Raw genomic sequence first — 14,486 nt, 5'->3', positions numbered from 1 at the left:
GTACCGCGGGCCCCCTCCGGCCCGGAGTTATCCACAGGCGGAACGGATTGTCGGTGCCGTCCACCACAATGGACTCCGACGGGCCGCTCGTGCGGCGGCGGTTACGGCAGGACACGGACAGGACGGCGGAGCGGCAATGGCGGTGTGGGACGACCTGGTGGGTCAGGAGCGGGTGAAGGAGCAGCTCGCCGCCGCTGCGCAGGACGCGGACGCCCTGGTCACGGCGGAGGAGCCGGGCGCCGCCGCGCCCGAGTCCGCGCCGGAGTCCATGAGCGCGTCCAGGATGACGCACGCCTGGCTGTTCACGGGGCCGCCCGGGTCCGGCCGGTCCACCGCCGCGCGCGCCTTCGCCGCCGCCCTGCAGTGCGTGAGCCCCGACCGCGCGCTGGGCGGCGCCCCCGGCTGCGGCTTCTGCGACGGCTGCCACACCGCGCTGGTCGGCACGCACGCCGACGTCGAGGTGGTCCGTACGGACCTGCTGTCCATCGGCGTGAAGGAGACCCGCGACCTGGTCCGCCGGGCCTCGATGTCACCGGCCGGCGGCCGCTGGCAGGTGATCGTCCTGGAGGACGCCGACCGGCTCACCGAGGGCGCGGGCAATGTCCTCCTGAAGGCCGTCGAGGAGCCCGCGCCGCGCACGGTCTGGCTGCTGTGCGCCCCCTCCATCGAGGACGTGCTTCCCACCATCCGCTCCCGCTGCCGCCTGCTGACGCTGAGTACGCCTGCCACGTCCGCGGTGGCCGACATGCTGATGCGCCGCGACGGCATCGAGCCCGCGGCCGCCATTGCCGCGGCTCGCGCCACTCAGGGGCACATCGGCCGGGCCCGCCGGCTCGCGACGGACGAGCGGGCCCGGGCCCGCCGCGCCGCCGTGCTCAAGCTCCCGCTCCGCGTCGACGACATCGGCGGCTGCCTCAAGGCCGCGCAGGAGCTGATCGACGCGGCGGGCGAGGACGCCAAGCAGGTCGCCGAGGAGGTCGACACCAAGGAGACCGAGGAGCTGCGGGCCGCGCTGGGCGCCGCGGCGGGGACCAACGGGCGGCTGCCGCGCGGCACGGCGGGCGTGATGAAGGAGCTGCAGGACCGGCAGAAGCGCCGCTCCACACGTACCCAGCGGGACAGCCTGGACCTCGCCCTCACCGACCTGACCGGCTTCTACCGTGACGTCCTGGCGCTCCAGCTCGGCACGGCCGCCGAGCTGGCCAACGAGGACGTACGGGACAGCGTCCAGCGCATCGCCAACGGCTCCACCCCCGAGCGCACGCTGCGCCGGATAGAGGCGGTCATCGCCTGCCGCCAGGCCCTGGACCGGAACGTCGCGCCGCTGCTGGCGGTCGAGGCCATGACGGCGGCCCTCCGCGCGGGCTGAGAGCCCCGGGACCCCGGAGTACGAGTACGCCCCGTACCCGCCGGACGGCCGAACTCACTCGTACGAGGGCAGAACGCCAGGCATGACCCCATCAGGACCGATACGCTCCCCAGAGCTGTCGCCAACTGTCACCACTGGTCACCAATCGTCACCGAGCCGAGTGCGCCACCGCCGCCGAACGAGGGACCGTACCCATGGACACCAGCCGTCTGCTCCGCACCTCCGGCGCCGTGCTCGCGGCCGCCGCGCTGCTCGTCTCCTGCAGTAAACCGGGCAGCCCGGACGGCGACGCCGTCGCCTCACCGGCCCAGCACGGCCCGGACGCCCGCCCGGAGAGCGACAAGGCGACCAAGCCCCTGGACCCGCTGCCCACGGCCGTACCGGCGGCTCTGCGCCCGTACTACGACCAGAAGCTCAGCTGGCGCTCCTGCGGCCCCAAGGGCTTCGAGTGCGCGACCCTCCGGGCCCCGCTCGATTACGCGAAGCCCAGCCGCGCCACCGACCTGAAGCTCGCCGTCTCCCGCAAGAAGGCCCCCGGGCCCGGCAAGCGGATCGGCTCCCTGATGGTCGACCCGGGCGGCCCCGGCGCCTCGGCGATCAATTACCTCCAGCAGTACGCGCCGGAGCCCGCCGCCGTGAAGGCCCGGTACGACATGGTCGCGATGGACCCGCGCGGCGTGGCCCGCAGCGAGCCGGTCCGCTGCCTCACGAACAAGCAGATGGACGGGTACACGCAGGTCGACCAGACGCCCGACGACAAGGCGGAGCAGACGAAGCTCACCACCGCCTACAAGAAGTTCGCCGATGGCTGCAAGACCCGCTCCGGCAAGGTGCTCGGCCATGTCTCGACGGTCGAAGCGGCCCGTGACATGGACATCTTCCGCGCCGTCCTGGGCGACCGGAAGCTGACCTACGTGGGCGCCTCGTACGGCACCTTCCTCGGCGCGACGTACGCCGGGCTGTACCCCTCCCGCGTCGGCCGGCTCGTGCTGGACGGGGCGATGGACCCCTCCCTGACCTCCCGGCAGCTCAACGAGGACCAGACCGCCGGCTTCAACACCGCCTTCAACTCCTTCGCCGCCGATTGCATCAAGAAGCGCGACTGCCCCTTGGGCACCAAGAGCACCGCCGACGCCGGCAAGCAGCTCTCCGCCTTCTTCCGCCGCCTGGACGCGCGCCCGATCGCCACCGGCGACTCCCGCGAGCTCACGGAGTCCCTCGCGACCAGTGGTGTGATCGCCGCCATGTACGACCAGTCGGCCTGGCCGCTGCTGCGCGAGTACCTCACCAAGGCGCAGAAGGGCGACGGCAGCGGCCTGCTCGCCCTCTCCGACACGTACTACGAGCGCGACCCGGACGGCAGCTACGCCAACCAGATGTTCGCCAACCCCGCGGTGAACTGCCTGGACCTTCCCCCGGCCTTCTCCTCCCCGGCCCAGGTCGAGTCCGCGCTCCCCACCTTCCGCAAGGCGTCCCCGGTCTTCGGTGAGAACTTCGCGTGGGCCCCGCTGAACTGCGCGTACTGGCCCGCCAAGGCCACCGGCGAGGCGCACCGCATCGAAGCGAAGGGCGCGGCCCCGATCCTCGTCGTCGGCACCACCCGCGACCCGGCGACCCCCTACCCGTGGGCCCGCGGCCTCGCCTCCCAGCTCTCCTCCGGCCGCCTCCTCACGTACGAGGGCGACGGGCACACCGCGTACGGCCGCGGCAGCGACTGCATCGACACCGCCGTGAACACCTACCTGCTGGAGGGCACACCCCCCGCCAAGAACAAGCGCTGCTCCTGACCAGCACCACCCGCCCCCGGGCCCCCTCCGAATCCGATTACGAACCACCCCTCCGCCATGTGTAGACTGGGCCGCGCACCACGCCGCCTTAGCTCAGTCGGCCAGAGCGACGCACTCGTAATGCGTAGGTCAAGGGTTCGATTCCCTTAGGCGGCTCGGCGAGGGGAAGCCCCAGGTCACACCGTGACCTGGGGCTTCTTCCGTTCTCACGACTGTCTCGCGTGGGTGGGGGATGTGTCGGGAAATGAGGGTGTGCGGGCGGGGGTGGGGGTCGTAGGGTCGGGGTGTGCAGGACCACCCGTTCGTGCGGGTGCAGGGATCTCCGAGCCCCCGAGATCGTCGTCCGGGCCCACAGACGGCCGGAGATCCGCCGAGTCTGCGGCGACATGCGGTTCTTCCGGCCCCGCCCTCCCGGACTTGTCCCGCCGGGAACATCCCGCGCTTCCGGCGGCCGGTGACGGGCGAAACACGCGCCAGGAGACGGGGACGGGGAGCCACGCCTTCTCGCGCAGGTCGCCGCCGGAGCCGACTCACGCACCCGGCGGCGACCCCTCGCCGCCGTCGGACATGAGTTCTTGGCCCGGCGGCTTTTTCAGTTCTCGTGCCTTCGCCATTCGGTGCGCTGAGCCATTCGATTGAATGGTCAAGCGCTGGGGCTTTTCGGGGCAGCGTAAGGGTGTCGGGGAATTCCCGCGACAGCGGGTCCGGCGGATTGCGCCAGTGGAGTTATTCGTAAGTCTGAGCGAGCGCCCAATGGGGTGGGGCTGTAATCATTCTTATGTCCCATTCATGCGCAGAAGGAGAGAACCATGCGCAAGTTCATTGGACGCTTCGCCGCCACCACCGCCCTTACCGCAGTAGCGGTCATCCCGCTGTCCGGAGTGGCCTCGGCGGCCCAGACGCCGACCGCCGCACCGACGAGCGCATCGGCAGCCGGACCCTGCGGGTGGGGCTGGGGCTGGGACTGCTGGGGCTGGCACCACCACCACGACCACAACCTGATCAACATCGACCTCGGGCTGGGGATCCTCTGACGGGCCGGGGAAAGGAGGAAGGGCCCCGCTTCTGCGGGGCCCTTCCTCGCTGCCTGCTGCTGCGCGAACGTCAGTCGTTGACGCAGGTGTTGCCGAAGGCGGGGTTCAGCAGGCCGATGATGTTGATGGAGTTGCCGCAGACGTTCACGGGAATGTGGACCGGCACCTGAATGGCGTTGCCGGAAACGACGCCGGGCGAATTGTTCGCGGCGGCGCTGGCACCGCTGTCGGCCATCGCGGAACCGGAAGCGGCACCCGCGGCGAGGCCGGCAGAGGCCAGGACAATAGCGGCCTTGTGGGCAGTCTTCATGGGGAGTCCCTCCAGGGATGGTTACCGCGGCTCCGGACGGGCGCCGCACCGTGCTGAACGCAGATCCGGTCCATCGGCTACGGGCAGCCGCCGATAAACCTTCGATCGGCTCAATGCGCTGAATGTGCAGGAGCGACCGGCTGCGTTCTGAATTCTGGAGGGTATTGAACGCAGGACTGCGTACCGGCCGCACGAGCCGGTTTCGGCGTGTTGCGATCCGTACATCGCGATCCGTACATCTGACCAGTGGTTCACCCGGGTGGGGCCGCACCCGTTGGGCTGTTGATGCGTTGATCGGTCTGTTAGCCCAACTGGGCGACGGAAACCGAAGCCGACGTTACTGTCCGCTGTTCAGTGAAGAGGTACTGATATGTCGCGCGTTGCCAAGACCGCCCTGCTCTCCGCCGTGGCCGGAGCCGCGGTCCTCGGTGCTTCCGGTATGGCGTCCGCCACCACCGGCGCGGGCGCGTTCGGCGCCGCCGAGAACTCCCCGGGTGTCGGGTCCGGAAATCTCGTCCAGGCTCCGGTGCACGTCCCCGTGAACGCCTGCGGCAACACCGTCACCGTGATCGGCGCGCTCAACCCGGTCTTCGGCAACGACTGCGTCAACCACTGACGGGAGTGCTCGGCGCGGGCCGGTGAACCGGCCGGCCGCATGCCCGCGGACCGTTTTCTGTACGGCGCGGTGGTCTGTTGTCCTTCGGGGCGTCAGGCCGCCGCGCCGTTGCGCGTTCATTCGAGTGACAGCACGCAACCAAACTCCCCGGATCACGTTGACCAGTTCGCTCCGACTACGGGCATTCCGTATTGAGAAGGGTGAATCGTGTTCAAGAAGGTTCTTGCCACGGGTGCCGTGGCGGCGTCCATTGTGGGCATGTCGGCGGCAGCGGCCCCCCAGGCGCTGGCGCTCGGTGACGACGGCGGTGCCACTTCCCTGAGCGGCAACGGTGCTTCGACGTCGTTCGGTAATCAGACGACGAACGGCAACATGAGCACGCAGCTCGGTCTGGTCCAGGGCACGCTGAACAAGCCCTGCATCGGTCTGCCGCTCAAGGCCAACATCGGTTCGCTCATCGGTCTCATTCCGATCACGGTCCAGGACATCAACGTGCTGGCGAACCCGCAGAACCAGCAGTGCACCGAGAACTCGACCCAGAACAAGGGCGACGAGCCCCTGTCGCACATCATCGACAACGTGCCGATCCTGTCGGCGAACGGGACCAACAACGGCTGATCCGTTCCCGGCTGAGAAGGCCCGGACCGCCTGTCCTCTCCTCCTGGGCGGTCCGGGCCTTTTCGCGTGCTCGAAAGGCCGCCGCCGGACGGCAAATCCGGCCGTCTTGCGGGCGCATTGCGTACCGGCGAGGCGACGAGCGGAAATTCTGACAAACATTACTTCAGGCCGAGTCGTTGGGTCATTAGAGGGTGTTCTGAGGAAAGTTCCAGCAGTGGGGTTTCGATTCCCCCGGGTGCTCGTTACCAGACACGGCAGCGTTGTTACGGGCGATCGGGATAGCGCTCGTGCGGCACGAAGGTCGTGACCGTTGCGAACTCCGCTGCAGAAAGGGCTGAAAGTGAAGTACACGAAGGTCGCCGCGGTCGCCGCTGGAACGCTGATGGCGGCGGGAACCGCCGCGCCGGCGTTCGCCGACGCGGGCGCCAGCGGTGCCGCCAACAACTCTCCGGGCGTGATCTCCGGCAACGTTCTGCAGGTTCCCATTCACGTTCCGGTGAACGTCTGCGGCAACACGATCGACATCATCGGCCTGCTGAACCCCGCCTTTGGCAACACCTGCGTCAACGACTGACGTCCGCGACGTACGCAGTTGCGAGTTCGACCCGGACGGCCTCGGGACGCGTGCCACGCGCCCCGGGGCCGCCTCGTAGTTACGGGCGTACGGGCAGCAGCCCTTACGCGACGGCAAGCGAAGACAGGAAGACCAATGCGACAGGTCCTGGCAAAGGGTCTCCTCGCCGCCGCGGCCACCACGGGTGTGCTCGGGGCGACCGGAGGCACCGCGTTCGCGGACGCGGGAGCGAGCGGCGGGAGCGCGAACTCCCCGGGAGTGCTCTCCGGGAACAACGTCCACGCACCGGTGGAGGTCCCCGCGAACATCTGCGGGAACAGCGCGGACGTCGTCGGGGCGCTCAACCCGTCCTTCGGCAACGGCTGTGCCAGTGACGGGGGCGACGCCGGTCAGCAGCCGCAGGGCGGGCAGCAGCAGCGCTCCACCGAGGACGGCGGGCAGGACAGCGAACAGGACGACGGGCAGGACGCCGGGGAGGGCGCGGGCGCGGCCGGCTCGGCACAGAACTCGCCGGGTGTGGGTTCCGGCAACGACGCCAAGGCCCCCGTCGACGTCCCGGTGAACGCCTGCGGCAACACCGCGGACATCGTCGGCCTGCTGAACCCCGTCTTCGGCAACCACTGCGCCGGGGCGTCGAACGAGCAGGAGCACACCGACGACTCCGTACCGCACCATGTGGCGCCCGAAGCGCCGCGGCCGGCCGGGCCGGGGGACCCGCGCGCCGGCGAGGCGAGCGATCCGGGGTCCCTGGGAACGCAGTTGGCGCACACCGGTACGCAGCAGATCGGCGTCGCGGCCGGTACCGGCGCCGCGCTGGTGCTCGGCGGGGCGATCCTGTACCGCCGGGCGCGTCCGGGCAGGCGCTGACGCCGAATGCCCGGTGCGCGGTGCGGCGCCGGGCAGCACGGCGGGCCATCGGCGGGCTGCCGGGGAGAAATTCGGATTTCCTTATGGACGGATGTGCGGGAGAACGGGAAGCGGGGGCACGGTAACGCCGGAAGAACCCCCGGAATTCCCGTCGTTCGGGTGGCGCGGGAAAAAGGAGTGGGCCCGCAGTTTCCGTGTGCGGACCGGGTCGTTACCCATGACGACAGCGGTGGAACGTACGGCACGCCACACTGCCTGCGCGACGCGCGGGGCGTCCTCGTCGCCTCCGCCACTGCGGAAAGGAACGCTGAAGATGAAGCTCGCGAAGACCGCGGCGATCCTCGCCGGCTCGGTGGTGGCGCTGGGGACCGCGTCCCCCGCGCTCGCCGCCCCCGGCCCCTCGACCTCCCCGCGCATGAGCCTGAACGCCGGGCTGAACGAAGCGACCGCCAACGCGGGCAGGGCCGAGGTCGACCCGCTGGTGGACAACGCGCACCGCACGACGCACGCGCTGGCCGCCGCCGACGCCGAGGGCTTGGTGGATGGCGTCACCGGCCTCGCGGGACACCTTCCGCTGGCCCACTTGCCGATCGGGAAGTAAGAGCCTGTGTCTGAGCCCTGGTCGGATCAGCGGACGTCGTCTGGTGCGTGCTGTCGCAAGGCGCCGGAAGGGCCTCGTAGCGGAGCTACTAGGGCCTTTTGGCAACGCCGCGAGAGTGCGTGCCAGGCGGCGGGCGCCCGGCCGGGGTTCAGACACAGGCTCTAACGCCGCTGGGCGGCCGATCCGGCGCAAGGATCAGCCGCCGTGCAGCGGGACGGCGTACGGCCCGTCCGGGCCCGCGACCGCGAGGACGGTTCCAGGTGAAGGGGATCGGAATCGCCCCCGCTGATCGGCCGCTCGATCAACATACCTTGCTCCGGCCCGTTATTCGGCGCACCGCCGAATTTACCGTCGAACGGCGGAAGCCGGCTGTCGGTCCGCTTTCCCGGGATTGCGTGCGGAATTCCGCATGGGGCGCCGGGGCGAAGAACCATATGGGTGAAAGTGCAAAACCAAACCCGCGGAAACGAGTTGGGCATAGCGCTCCGGATGCGGGCATTCAGTAACAAGAAGGGTGAATCGTGATCAAGAAGTTCATGGCCTCGGCCGCAGTCGCAGCGTCCATCGTCGGTGCCTCGGCCGCCGCCGCTCCGCAGGCGATGGCTGTGGGTGACGACGAAGGCGCCACTGCCCTGAGCGGCAACGGTGCGTCGCAGTCGTACGGCAACTCCACCACCCACGGCAACATGAGCCCGCAGATCGGTCTGATCCAGGGCTCGCTCAACAAGCCCTGCATCGGTCTGCCGGCCAAGCTGAACGTCGGTTCGCTCATCGGTCTCATCCCGATCACGGTCCAGGACATCAACGTCCTCTCCTCGCCGCAGAACCAGCAGTGCACCGAGAACTCCACCCAGAACAAGGGTGACGAGGCGCTGTCGCACCTGCTCGACGACATCCCGATCCTGTCCGCGAACGGCGCCGGCAACAGCTGAGCGTGACGGGAGCCCGGGCCGTTCATCCTTCGCGGGGACGGCCCGGGCTTCTTGCTGCCCCGAGGCCCCGGCCCCACAGGGCCGAGCCTCCGACGTACGGGCACGGCTGCGGCCCCGGTCGCCGCGGGTGGGCGGCGGACCGGGGCGGGCCTCGCGTACGGCTCAGAGCTCGTACGGCCGCTGGCGGGGTGGTCGGCGCGGCGGGTCGGGTACGCGCGGCGGCCGGAGCGGCGGGATGCGCGGACCGGCCTGCGGCTCGGCGTCGTCGGGGCGTTCGCGGCGGGGCGGGAACGGGCCCCGCGCGTGCCATTCGGCCAGCAGCCGGTCGTAGATCGGCGTCGGCTCCTCCCGCACCCAGCGGCCGGGCCGTGGCACGCGCGGAGGCTGCGGGTCCGCGTGCTCGTCGTCGTCCTTCATGTCCACGTCCACGTACAACCGCGCGCCCCGGCCGCGGGTTATGCCGAGTGTGGGCCGAAGGAGTTACGACACAGGCTCTTATGCGGTGGGCCCCGTCAGTAATCCACGTCCGGGGTCTGCTCGGGCGGGGTCTGCGCGGACGACTGCTGCCGCGGGCTGTTGGCGATGGTCTTGGCCAGGTCGCCGGCGGCGATGAGGGTCTGCTGGGCGGCGGTCACCACGTCGTCCCGGTCGCGGGCGCCGAGGGCGTCCACCAGCGCCACGATCTTCGCGTGCAGATCGCCGACGGCGCGGTCCCGCGGCCCGGCGGCCTGCGCCCGGGTGCCGGTCGGCTCCGCGCTCCCGGCGGCGTCCGCGCTCGTCGGGTCGGCGGGCGCGTACGGAGCGGGGCCCGCATACGGGGAGGCACCGGCGTACGGGGCGGTACCGGCGTACGGATCGGCCTCGGCGTACACGTCGGAGGACGGGTTCGTACCGGTGTATCCGTACTGGTCGTAGCCCGGAGCCGGCCGTGCGTCGCGGCCCTGCAGCCTGGCGAGTTCCGCGGCGATGGCCTGGGCCTCGGTCTTGGTGTTCGCGGTGGAGGCGGTGTCGTCCTTCTGCAGCGCGTCGCCGACCACATGGAGTACGTCGCGGAGGGCGCCCAGCAGGCCGCCGGACTCGTTGCCGTTCTGGGGGGCGTCGGGGGCGGGCGCCTGGACGGCCGCGTCGGGCGGGGCGGCGTGCGGCTCGGCGGTGGACGAGGCGGCCGGGCCGGCCGTGCCGAGGACGAGGGCGCCGCAGGCGGCGGAGGTGACGATGAGTCCGGGCTTCCGGGGCATGCGCATGGTGGTCCTTTCGGGTGACCGGTAGGAGTGGCCGGTGGTCGGCGCGGCAGTGCCGTCGAGCGGTACCGCCGAGCGGTGCGTCGGGAGAACGCCGAGATACCGTCACGGTGCAAAGGCCGGTCGCGGCGCGCAATTCATGGGCAACGTGCCGTCAGGAGCCGCCGGTTGCGGTCGTATTGTCTGACCTGCCGTTTCGGCCCGAGCAGCGAAGACGGCGGGGCTGCGGCCATTCGTGGCGGTGCGGACGCGCGCACGGCCGGGTGCGCCGCACGCACGGCCGGGTGGCACCGGGCCCGGAGTCATTACCTACCGGCCCGTGACGGCGTTGCACTGGGTGTGGCGGAACGTGTCACTGACTGTGATGCGGGGGCCTTCGCGGGGCGGTGCCGTCCTTCACCCTCCGGCACCGTCCCGCCTCCCCGGCAGCGGCGCGTTCGTACGGCTGAGGGAACGTATCTTCATGCCGTCCCCGGTGCAGGCGTATTCCGTACCCGGTACGAGTACGGGCCGCAACCCGGGGCCATCGGTCCGAGTTGAACCCCGGCGTGGAGCTCTTTCTCGACAGACAGCGCCCGGGAGTCGTGCCGCGCCCCGCGATGGAGCCGACCCCGATCTACGACCGGCTGCTGGCCGAATGGCGGGCGGGCATCGTCCGGCGGCCCGCCGCCCTGTGGCCGCACGACGACACGGTGTGCGGCACCGGCCTGGGGCCCGCCGGTCCGGGCTCCGGCCCGGGAGGCCCCGGCCGCCCTGGTGGCCCCGGTGTCCCCGTTGGCCCGGCCGGTGGGCGGCTGCCTGCCGTCGTGCCGCCCTCGATGGTGCGCAGGGGCAGGGTGCCCGTCGCGCCGCGTCCGGTGGCCGCCTCGCACCCGCTGTGAGGGCGGTGCCCGGCGGCGCTCAGCGAGCGGCGTTCGTACGGTCCGGCGGGCAGTCGCGTGGCCGGGGGATGGCCGGGCCGAACGCGAGCGCCTGCCGCACGACCTCCTCGGCGGTGGGCGGCACGTCGGGCCAGAAGATCAGGTCGCTGACGTAACGGCACTGCAGGGCCTGCTCCAGCCAGTCCAGATGGGCGTAGAGCCCGGCCTCGCCGTCGTACGCGCCGTCCAGGATGCGCTGGACGAGGGCGACGGCCTGCTGCCGTACGGCCTCGTCCGGGGCGCCGCTGCCGCTCTCGTCGCTGTGCTCGCTCTCCAAGCGTGGCTCCCTGTCGTCCCTGACCGGTCGGTCCCCAGAGCCTGTCACTCTTCGGCGGCCATCAAAACCTCCGGGCCCCTGGCCGGCCGACGGCGGTATGTGGCTGCGGATCCGGCTCGGCGGTTGCGCTCCCCCGACGACGGTGTGCGCGCCGGCGCACCGACGGGCCGGATCCGATGTGACGATCTCATCGGACGGGTCCAACGGCTGACTAACATGTGCCCAACCATGTGGCCAACGGGTCGGCCGGTACGGAGGAGCAACATGCGGTTCGGCCTGTTGGGCCCGCTGACGGTGCACGACAAGGCGGGCGGGGCCCGTTCCCTCAGCAGCGCGAAGGGCCGGGCGCTGCTGGCCGCCCTCCTGTTGCGGGCGAACCGCGTCGTCCCGGTCGACGTCCTCAAGGAAGCGCTCTGGGGAGCGCACGCGCCAGCCTCGGCCAACGCCTCGCTCTACAACCACGTCACGCGGCTGCGCCGGACGCTCGGCGCGGACGGCGACGGCCGGCTCAGCTCGGTCGCCCCGGGGTATCTGCTGCGGGTCGGCGCGGGGGAGCTGGACAGTACCGAATTCACCGCTGCCGTACGGCGTGCCCGGGAGGCGTACGTCCGTGCGGACTGGGCCACGGTGCTCGGGGAGGCCGCCACGGCGTTCGCCCTGTGGCGCGGCCGCCCGCTGGACGGGCTGCCGGCCGAGGTGTCCGACGCGCTGGACGCCCAGCCGTTCGTCCAGCAACTGGAAGAGGAACGGCTCCAGTTGCTGGAGTGGCGGTACGACGCCGAGCTGCGGCTGGGGCGGCACGGCGGGCTGGCCCCGGAGTTGTGCCGGCTGGCCACCGAAAACCCGCTGCGGGAGGGCTTCCACCGGCAGCTGATGCTGGTACTGCGCCGGACGGGCCGGCAGGCGGAGGCGCTGGAGGTCTTCCAGATGCTGCGCCGGCGGCTGGTGGACGACCTGGGCGTCGAGCCGGGCGCGGCGGTCCAGGAAGCGCTCCAGGAGGTGCTGCGGGAGGACCCGGAGCCGGCCGACGGGGACGCGGTCGAGGCCACCGTCGCGGGTGCCGCCGAGGGTACGCCCGTTGAGGCCGAAACCCCCGCGGAACCGAAGCCCGCGCATCGCCCCGCCCAGCTCCCGCCCCCGCCCGACCCCTTCCTCGGCCGCGACGAGCAGGTCGCCGCGCTGTACGAGGCGTTGGCGCCCCGTGGTGGCCGGGCCGCGACCGCCGTGCTCAGCGGCATGGCGGGTGTCGGGAAGAGCGCGCTGGCCGTGCACGTGGCCCATGGGCTGCGCGAGCAGTACCCGGACGGGCAGCTCTTCCTCAATCTGCACGGCGCCAACCCCGGCGTCGCGCCCATGAGTGCGCTCCAGGCGCTGGAGGTGCTGCTCCGCGATCTCGGGGTGCCGAGCGGGCGGGTGCCCGACGAGGTGCACGCCGCCTCGGCGCTGCTCCGCTCGACGCTCGCCGGGGCCCGTACCCTCCTCGTCCTCGACGACGCGGCCGGCGCGGCCCAGGTGCGGCCGCTGCTCCCGGCGGGCCCCGGTTGCGCGGTGCTGGTCACCAGCCGCTCGCCGCTGGCCGCGCTGGACGGCGCGGTGCACCTGCCGTTGGCCCGGCTCGCCGAGCGGGACAGCGTGGACCTGATCGGCCGGGTGTCGGGGCACGGCCGGGTGCCGGCCGGCAGCCCGGCGGCCCGTCGGCTGGCGGAGCTGTGCGGGCAGCTGCCGCTGGCGCTGCGGGTGGCCGGGGCGCGGCTCGCGGCCCGCCGCGCGCTGACCGTGGAGGCGCTGGTGGAGCTGCTGGACGGGCAGGACGGGCGGCTGGACCACCTGGAGTACGACGATCTGAGCGTGCGGCGCTCGCTGGCCGTCGCGTACGACGCGCTGGTGGCGTCGGAGCGGCCGGCCGACCGGGACGCGGCGCTGGCGCTGCGCCGGATGGGCGCGCTGGACCTGCCCGAGTACGAGACCGCGCTCGCGGCCCGGCTGATGGACGCCGATGCCCGGCGCACGTGTGCCGCGCTGGACCGGCTGGTGGACGTGGCGCTGCTGGAGGAGGTGGCGTTCGGCCGGTACGCGCCGCACGACCTGGTACGGGACTTCGCGCGGGAACTGGCGGCGCGGCACGAGGACACGGCGGAGCGGGAGGCGGCGGAGTGGCGCGGCGTGGAGTGGTTCGCCGCCCGCGCCGCGCAGTCCGTACGCGTCCTGCTGCCGTCGTCGCCCTTCCAGGCGCTGCGGCTGGCGGGCGAGCCGAAGGAGGCGGCGGCGCCGTTCGCGGACGCGGAGGAGGCGTTCCGTTGGGGCGACCGGGAACTGGCCGTGATGAGCGGCCTGGTGGCGCGGCATGTCCGTACCGAGTACGGCAGGGACGCGGCGGTGACGCTGGTACGGATGCTCGCGCCCTATCTGCAACGCCGCGGCCGCACACAGGAATTGGCCAATCTGAGCGAGCTGGCGCGGTCCGGGGCCCGGGAGTCGGCGGACGCGGCCGCCGAGGCGGTGGCGATGGGCGACCTGGCCAGCGCGTATTACATGTCGGGACGCTACGAGAAGGCGCTCGTGCTGATCGACGACGCGATCGCCCGCTGGCGGGCGCTGGGTGACGACGAGTGGCTGCAGCGGGTGCTCGGCAACCGGGGGCTGCTCCTGTACGTACTGGGGCGGGCGGAGGAGTCGGCGGCGGCGCAGGAGGAGGCGCTCGCGTACGCGCACCGGCTGGGCGACGACCACGCGGTGGCGATCTGCCTGAGCCACCTGGGCAATCTCTACGAGCTGACGGACGCGCGCAAGGCCATCGAGTACCACCGACGCAGCCTGGAGGCGGGCGTCCGGCTGGACAGCGCACGGTTGCAGCAGACGGCGCGCTGCAACATCGGCTGCGCCTATCTCACGCTCGGTGAACCGGAGGCCGCGGTGCGGCAGTTCGAGGAGGCGCTGCGCTCGCTGGAGGACTCCACCGACTGGCACACGGTCTCCGAGAGCCGCCTCGGACTGATTCGCGCGCTGCGCACGCTGGCGCGCGCCGAGCGGGCCGCGCGGGAGTGCGAGACGCTGCTGGACCTCGCCGAGCAGCGCGGTGACGCGTACACCGCCGGCAAGGCGCGGTACGAGTACGGACACGTGCTGCGCACTCTCGGGCGCGCGGCGGAGTCGGACGAGCAGTGGCGGCTGTCGCTGGCGGCGCTGGACGGCACGGACGCCGATGTGCTGGCGGAGTTGCGCACTCTCGTGTGACGTGGTGGGGCCGGCGCGATAAATCCATGGCCAGTGAATTACCCCTCGTATTTCTTCCTTGTCGGTGCCGCTGTCGGTGCCGTCCGTGTCCTGATTGCACCGGGTC

At 71.7% G+C, this 14,486-nt stretch carries 15 protein-coding genes and 1 tRNA gene; 12 read left to right on the top strand and 4 right to left on the bottom strand.

The genetic code is table 11. The features are described 5' to 3' along the window. Positions 1-136: 136 nt before the first annotated feature. The 4 genes from AB0I82_RS22785 (at position 137) to AB0I82_RS22770 (ending at position 4,190) form a co-directional block, all read left to right on the top strand. Complete coding sequence (locus AB0I82_RS22785; protein ID WP_363259185.1) at positions 137-1,369, top strand: DNA polymerase III subunit delta'; 1,233 nt, start codon at positions 137-139, stop codon at positions 1,367-1,369. Positions 1,370-1,563: 194 nt separating this feature from the next. Continuing rightward, a complete protein-coding gene (locus AB0I82_RS22780) occupies positions 1,564-3,156 on the top strand; it encodes an alpha/beta hydrolase (protein WP_363259184.1) in 1,593 nt (530 codons plus the stop codon). A gap of 82 nt (positions 3,157-3,238) precedes the next feature. Further along, positions 3,239-3,312: transfer RNA gene (locus AB0I82_RS22775), tRNA-Thr, on the top strand. 653 nt (positions 3,313-3,965) lie between these two features. Beyond that, positions 3,966-4,190: a hypothetical protein gene (locus AB0I82_RS22770; protein WP_363259183.1), complete on the top strand. Its 225-nt coding sequence runs from the start codon at positions 3,966-3,968 to the stop codon at positions 4,188-4,190. Between the two features lie 70 nt (positions 4,191-4,260). On the opposite strand, the gene AB0I82_RS22765 is transcribed toward AB0I82_RS22770, so the two are convergent. Continuing rightward, positions 4,261-4,500 (bottom strand): chaplin, encoded by a 240-nt coding sequence (locus AB0I82_RS22765; RefSeq protein ID WP_363259182.1) that lies wholly within the window; start codon positions 4,498-4,500, stop codon positions 4,261-4,263. Positions 4,501-4,870: 370 nt separating this feature from the next. Between AB0I82_RS22765 and AB0I82_RS22760 the strand changes: the two genes are divergently transcribed. The 6 genes from AB0I82_RS22760 (at position 4,871) to AB0I82_RS22735 (ending at position 8,708) form a co-directional block, all read left to right on the top strand. Further along, positions 4,871-5,116, top strand: coding sequence for a chaplin (locus AB0I82_RS22760; RefSeq protein WP_363259181.1), 246 nt, complete (start codon positions 4,871-4,873; stop codon positions 5,114-5,116). 207 nt (positions 5,117-5,323) lie between these two features. Further along, on the top strand, positions 5,324-5,734 hold the full coding sequence (locus AB0I82_RS22755) for a rodlin (RefSeq protein ID WP_363259180.1): 411 nt from the start codon (positions 5,324-5,326) through the stop codon (positions 5,732-5,734). Between the two features lie 340 nt (positions 5,735-6,074). Continuing rightward, on the top strand, positions 6,075-6,308 hold the full coding sequence (locus tag AB0I82_RS22750) for a chaplin (RefSeq protein WP_363259179.1): 234 nt from the start codon (positions 6,075-6,077) through the stop codon (positions 6,306-6,308). 135 nt (positions 6,309-6,443) lie between these two features. Next, positions 6,444-7,175: a chaplin gene (locus AB0I82_RS22745; protein WP_363259178.1), complete on the top strand. Its 732-nt coding sequence runs from the start codon at positions 6,444-6,446 to the stop codon at positions 7,173-7,175. A gap of 313 nt (positions 7,176-7,488) precedes the next feature. Next, on the top strand, positions 7,489-7,776 hold the full coding sequence (locus AB0I82_RS22740; protein ID WP_363259177.1) for a hypothetical protein: 288 nt from the start codon (positions 7,489-7,491) through the stop codon (positions 7,774-7,776). A gap of 521 nt (positions 7,777-8,297) precedes the next feature. After that, a complete protein-coding gene (locus AB0I82_RS22735; RefSeq protein WP_363259176.1) occupies positions 8,298-8,708 on the top strand; it encodes a rodlin in 411 nt (136 codons plus the stop codon). A gap of 162 nt (positions 8,709-8,870) precedes the next feature. On the opposite strand, the gene AB0I82_RS22730 is transcribed toward AB0I82_RS22735, so the two are convergent. Further along, positions 8,871-9,125 carry a hypothetical protein gene (locus AB0I82_RS22730; protein ID WP_223734540.1) on the bottom strand — a complete coding sequence of 85 codons (255 nt, stop codon included), beginning with the start codon at positions 9,123-9,125 and terminating at the stop codon, positions 8,871-8,873. A gap of 95 nt (positions 9,126-9,220) precedes the next feature. After that, positions 9,221-9,946, bottom strand: a complete 726-nt coding sequence (locus AB0I82_RS22725) for a hypothetical protein (protein ID WP_363259175.1) — start codon at positions 9,944-9,946, stop codon at positions 9,221-9,223. A gap of 587 nt (positions 9,947-10,533) precedes the next feature. Between AB0I82_RS22725 and AB0I82_RS22720 the strand changes: the two genes are divergently transcribed. Continuing rightward, positions 10,534-10,830: a hypothetical protein gene (locus tag AB0I82_RS22720; protein WP_363259174.1), complete on the top strand. Its 297-nt coding sequence runs from the start codon at positions 10,534-10,536 to the stop codon at positions 10,828-10,830. 19 nt (positions 10,831-10,849) lie between these two features. Here the strand turns inward: AB0I82_RS22720 and AB0I82_RS22715 are convergent, their stop codons facing one another. Then, positions 10,850-11,146: a hypothetical protein gene (locus tag AB0I82_RS22715; protein ID WP_363259173.1), complete on the bottom strand. Its 297-nt coding sequence runs from the start codon at positions 11,144-11,146 to the stop codon at positions 10,850-10,852. Positions 11,147-11,410: 264 nt separating this feature from the next. Here AB0I82_RS22715 and AB0I82_RS22710 point away from each other — a divergent pair, with 264 nt between their 5' ends. Beyond that, positions 11,411-14,380: a BTAD domain-containing putative transcriptional regulator gene (locus tag AB0I82_RS22710; RefSeq protein ID WP_363259172.1), complete on the top strand. Its 2,970-nt coding sequence runs from the start codon at positions 11,411-11,413 to the stop codon at positions 14,378-14,380. Positions 14,381-14,486: the final 106 nt, after the last annotated feature.

Source organism: Streptomyces sp. NPDC050315, from assembly GCF_040655775.1.
Classification (GTDB): Bacteria; Actinomycetota; Actinomycetes; order Streptomycetales; family Streptomycetaceae; genus Streptomyces.
The sequence above is the reverse complement of the archived record's forward strand: the minus strand, read 5'-3'. Positions and strand labels throughout refer to the sequence as shown.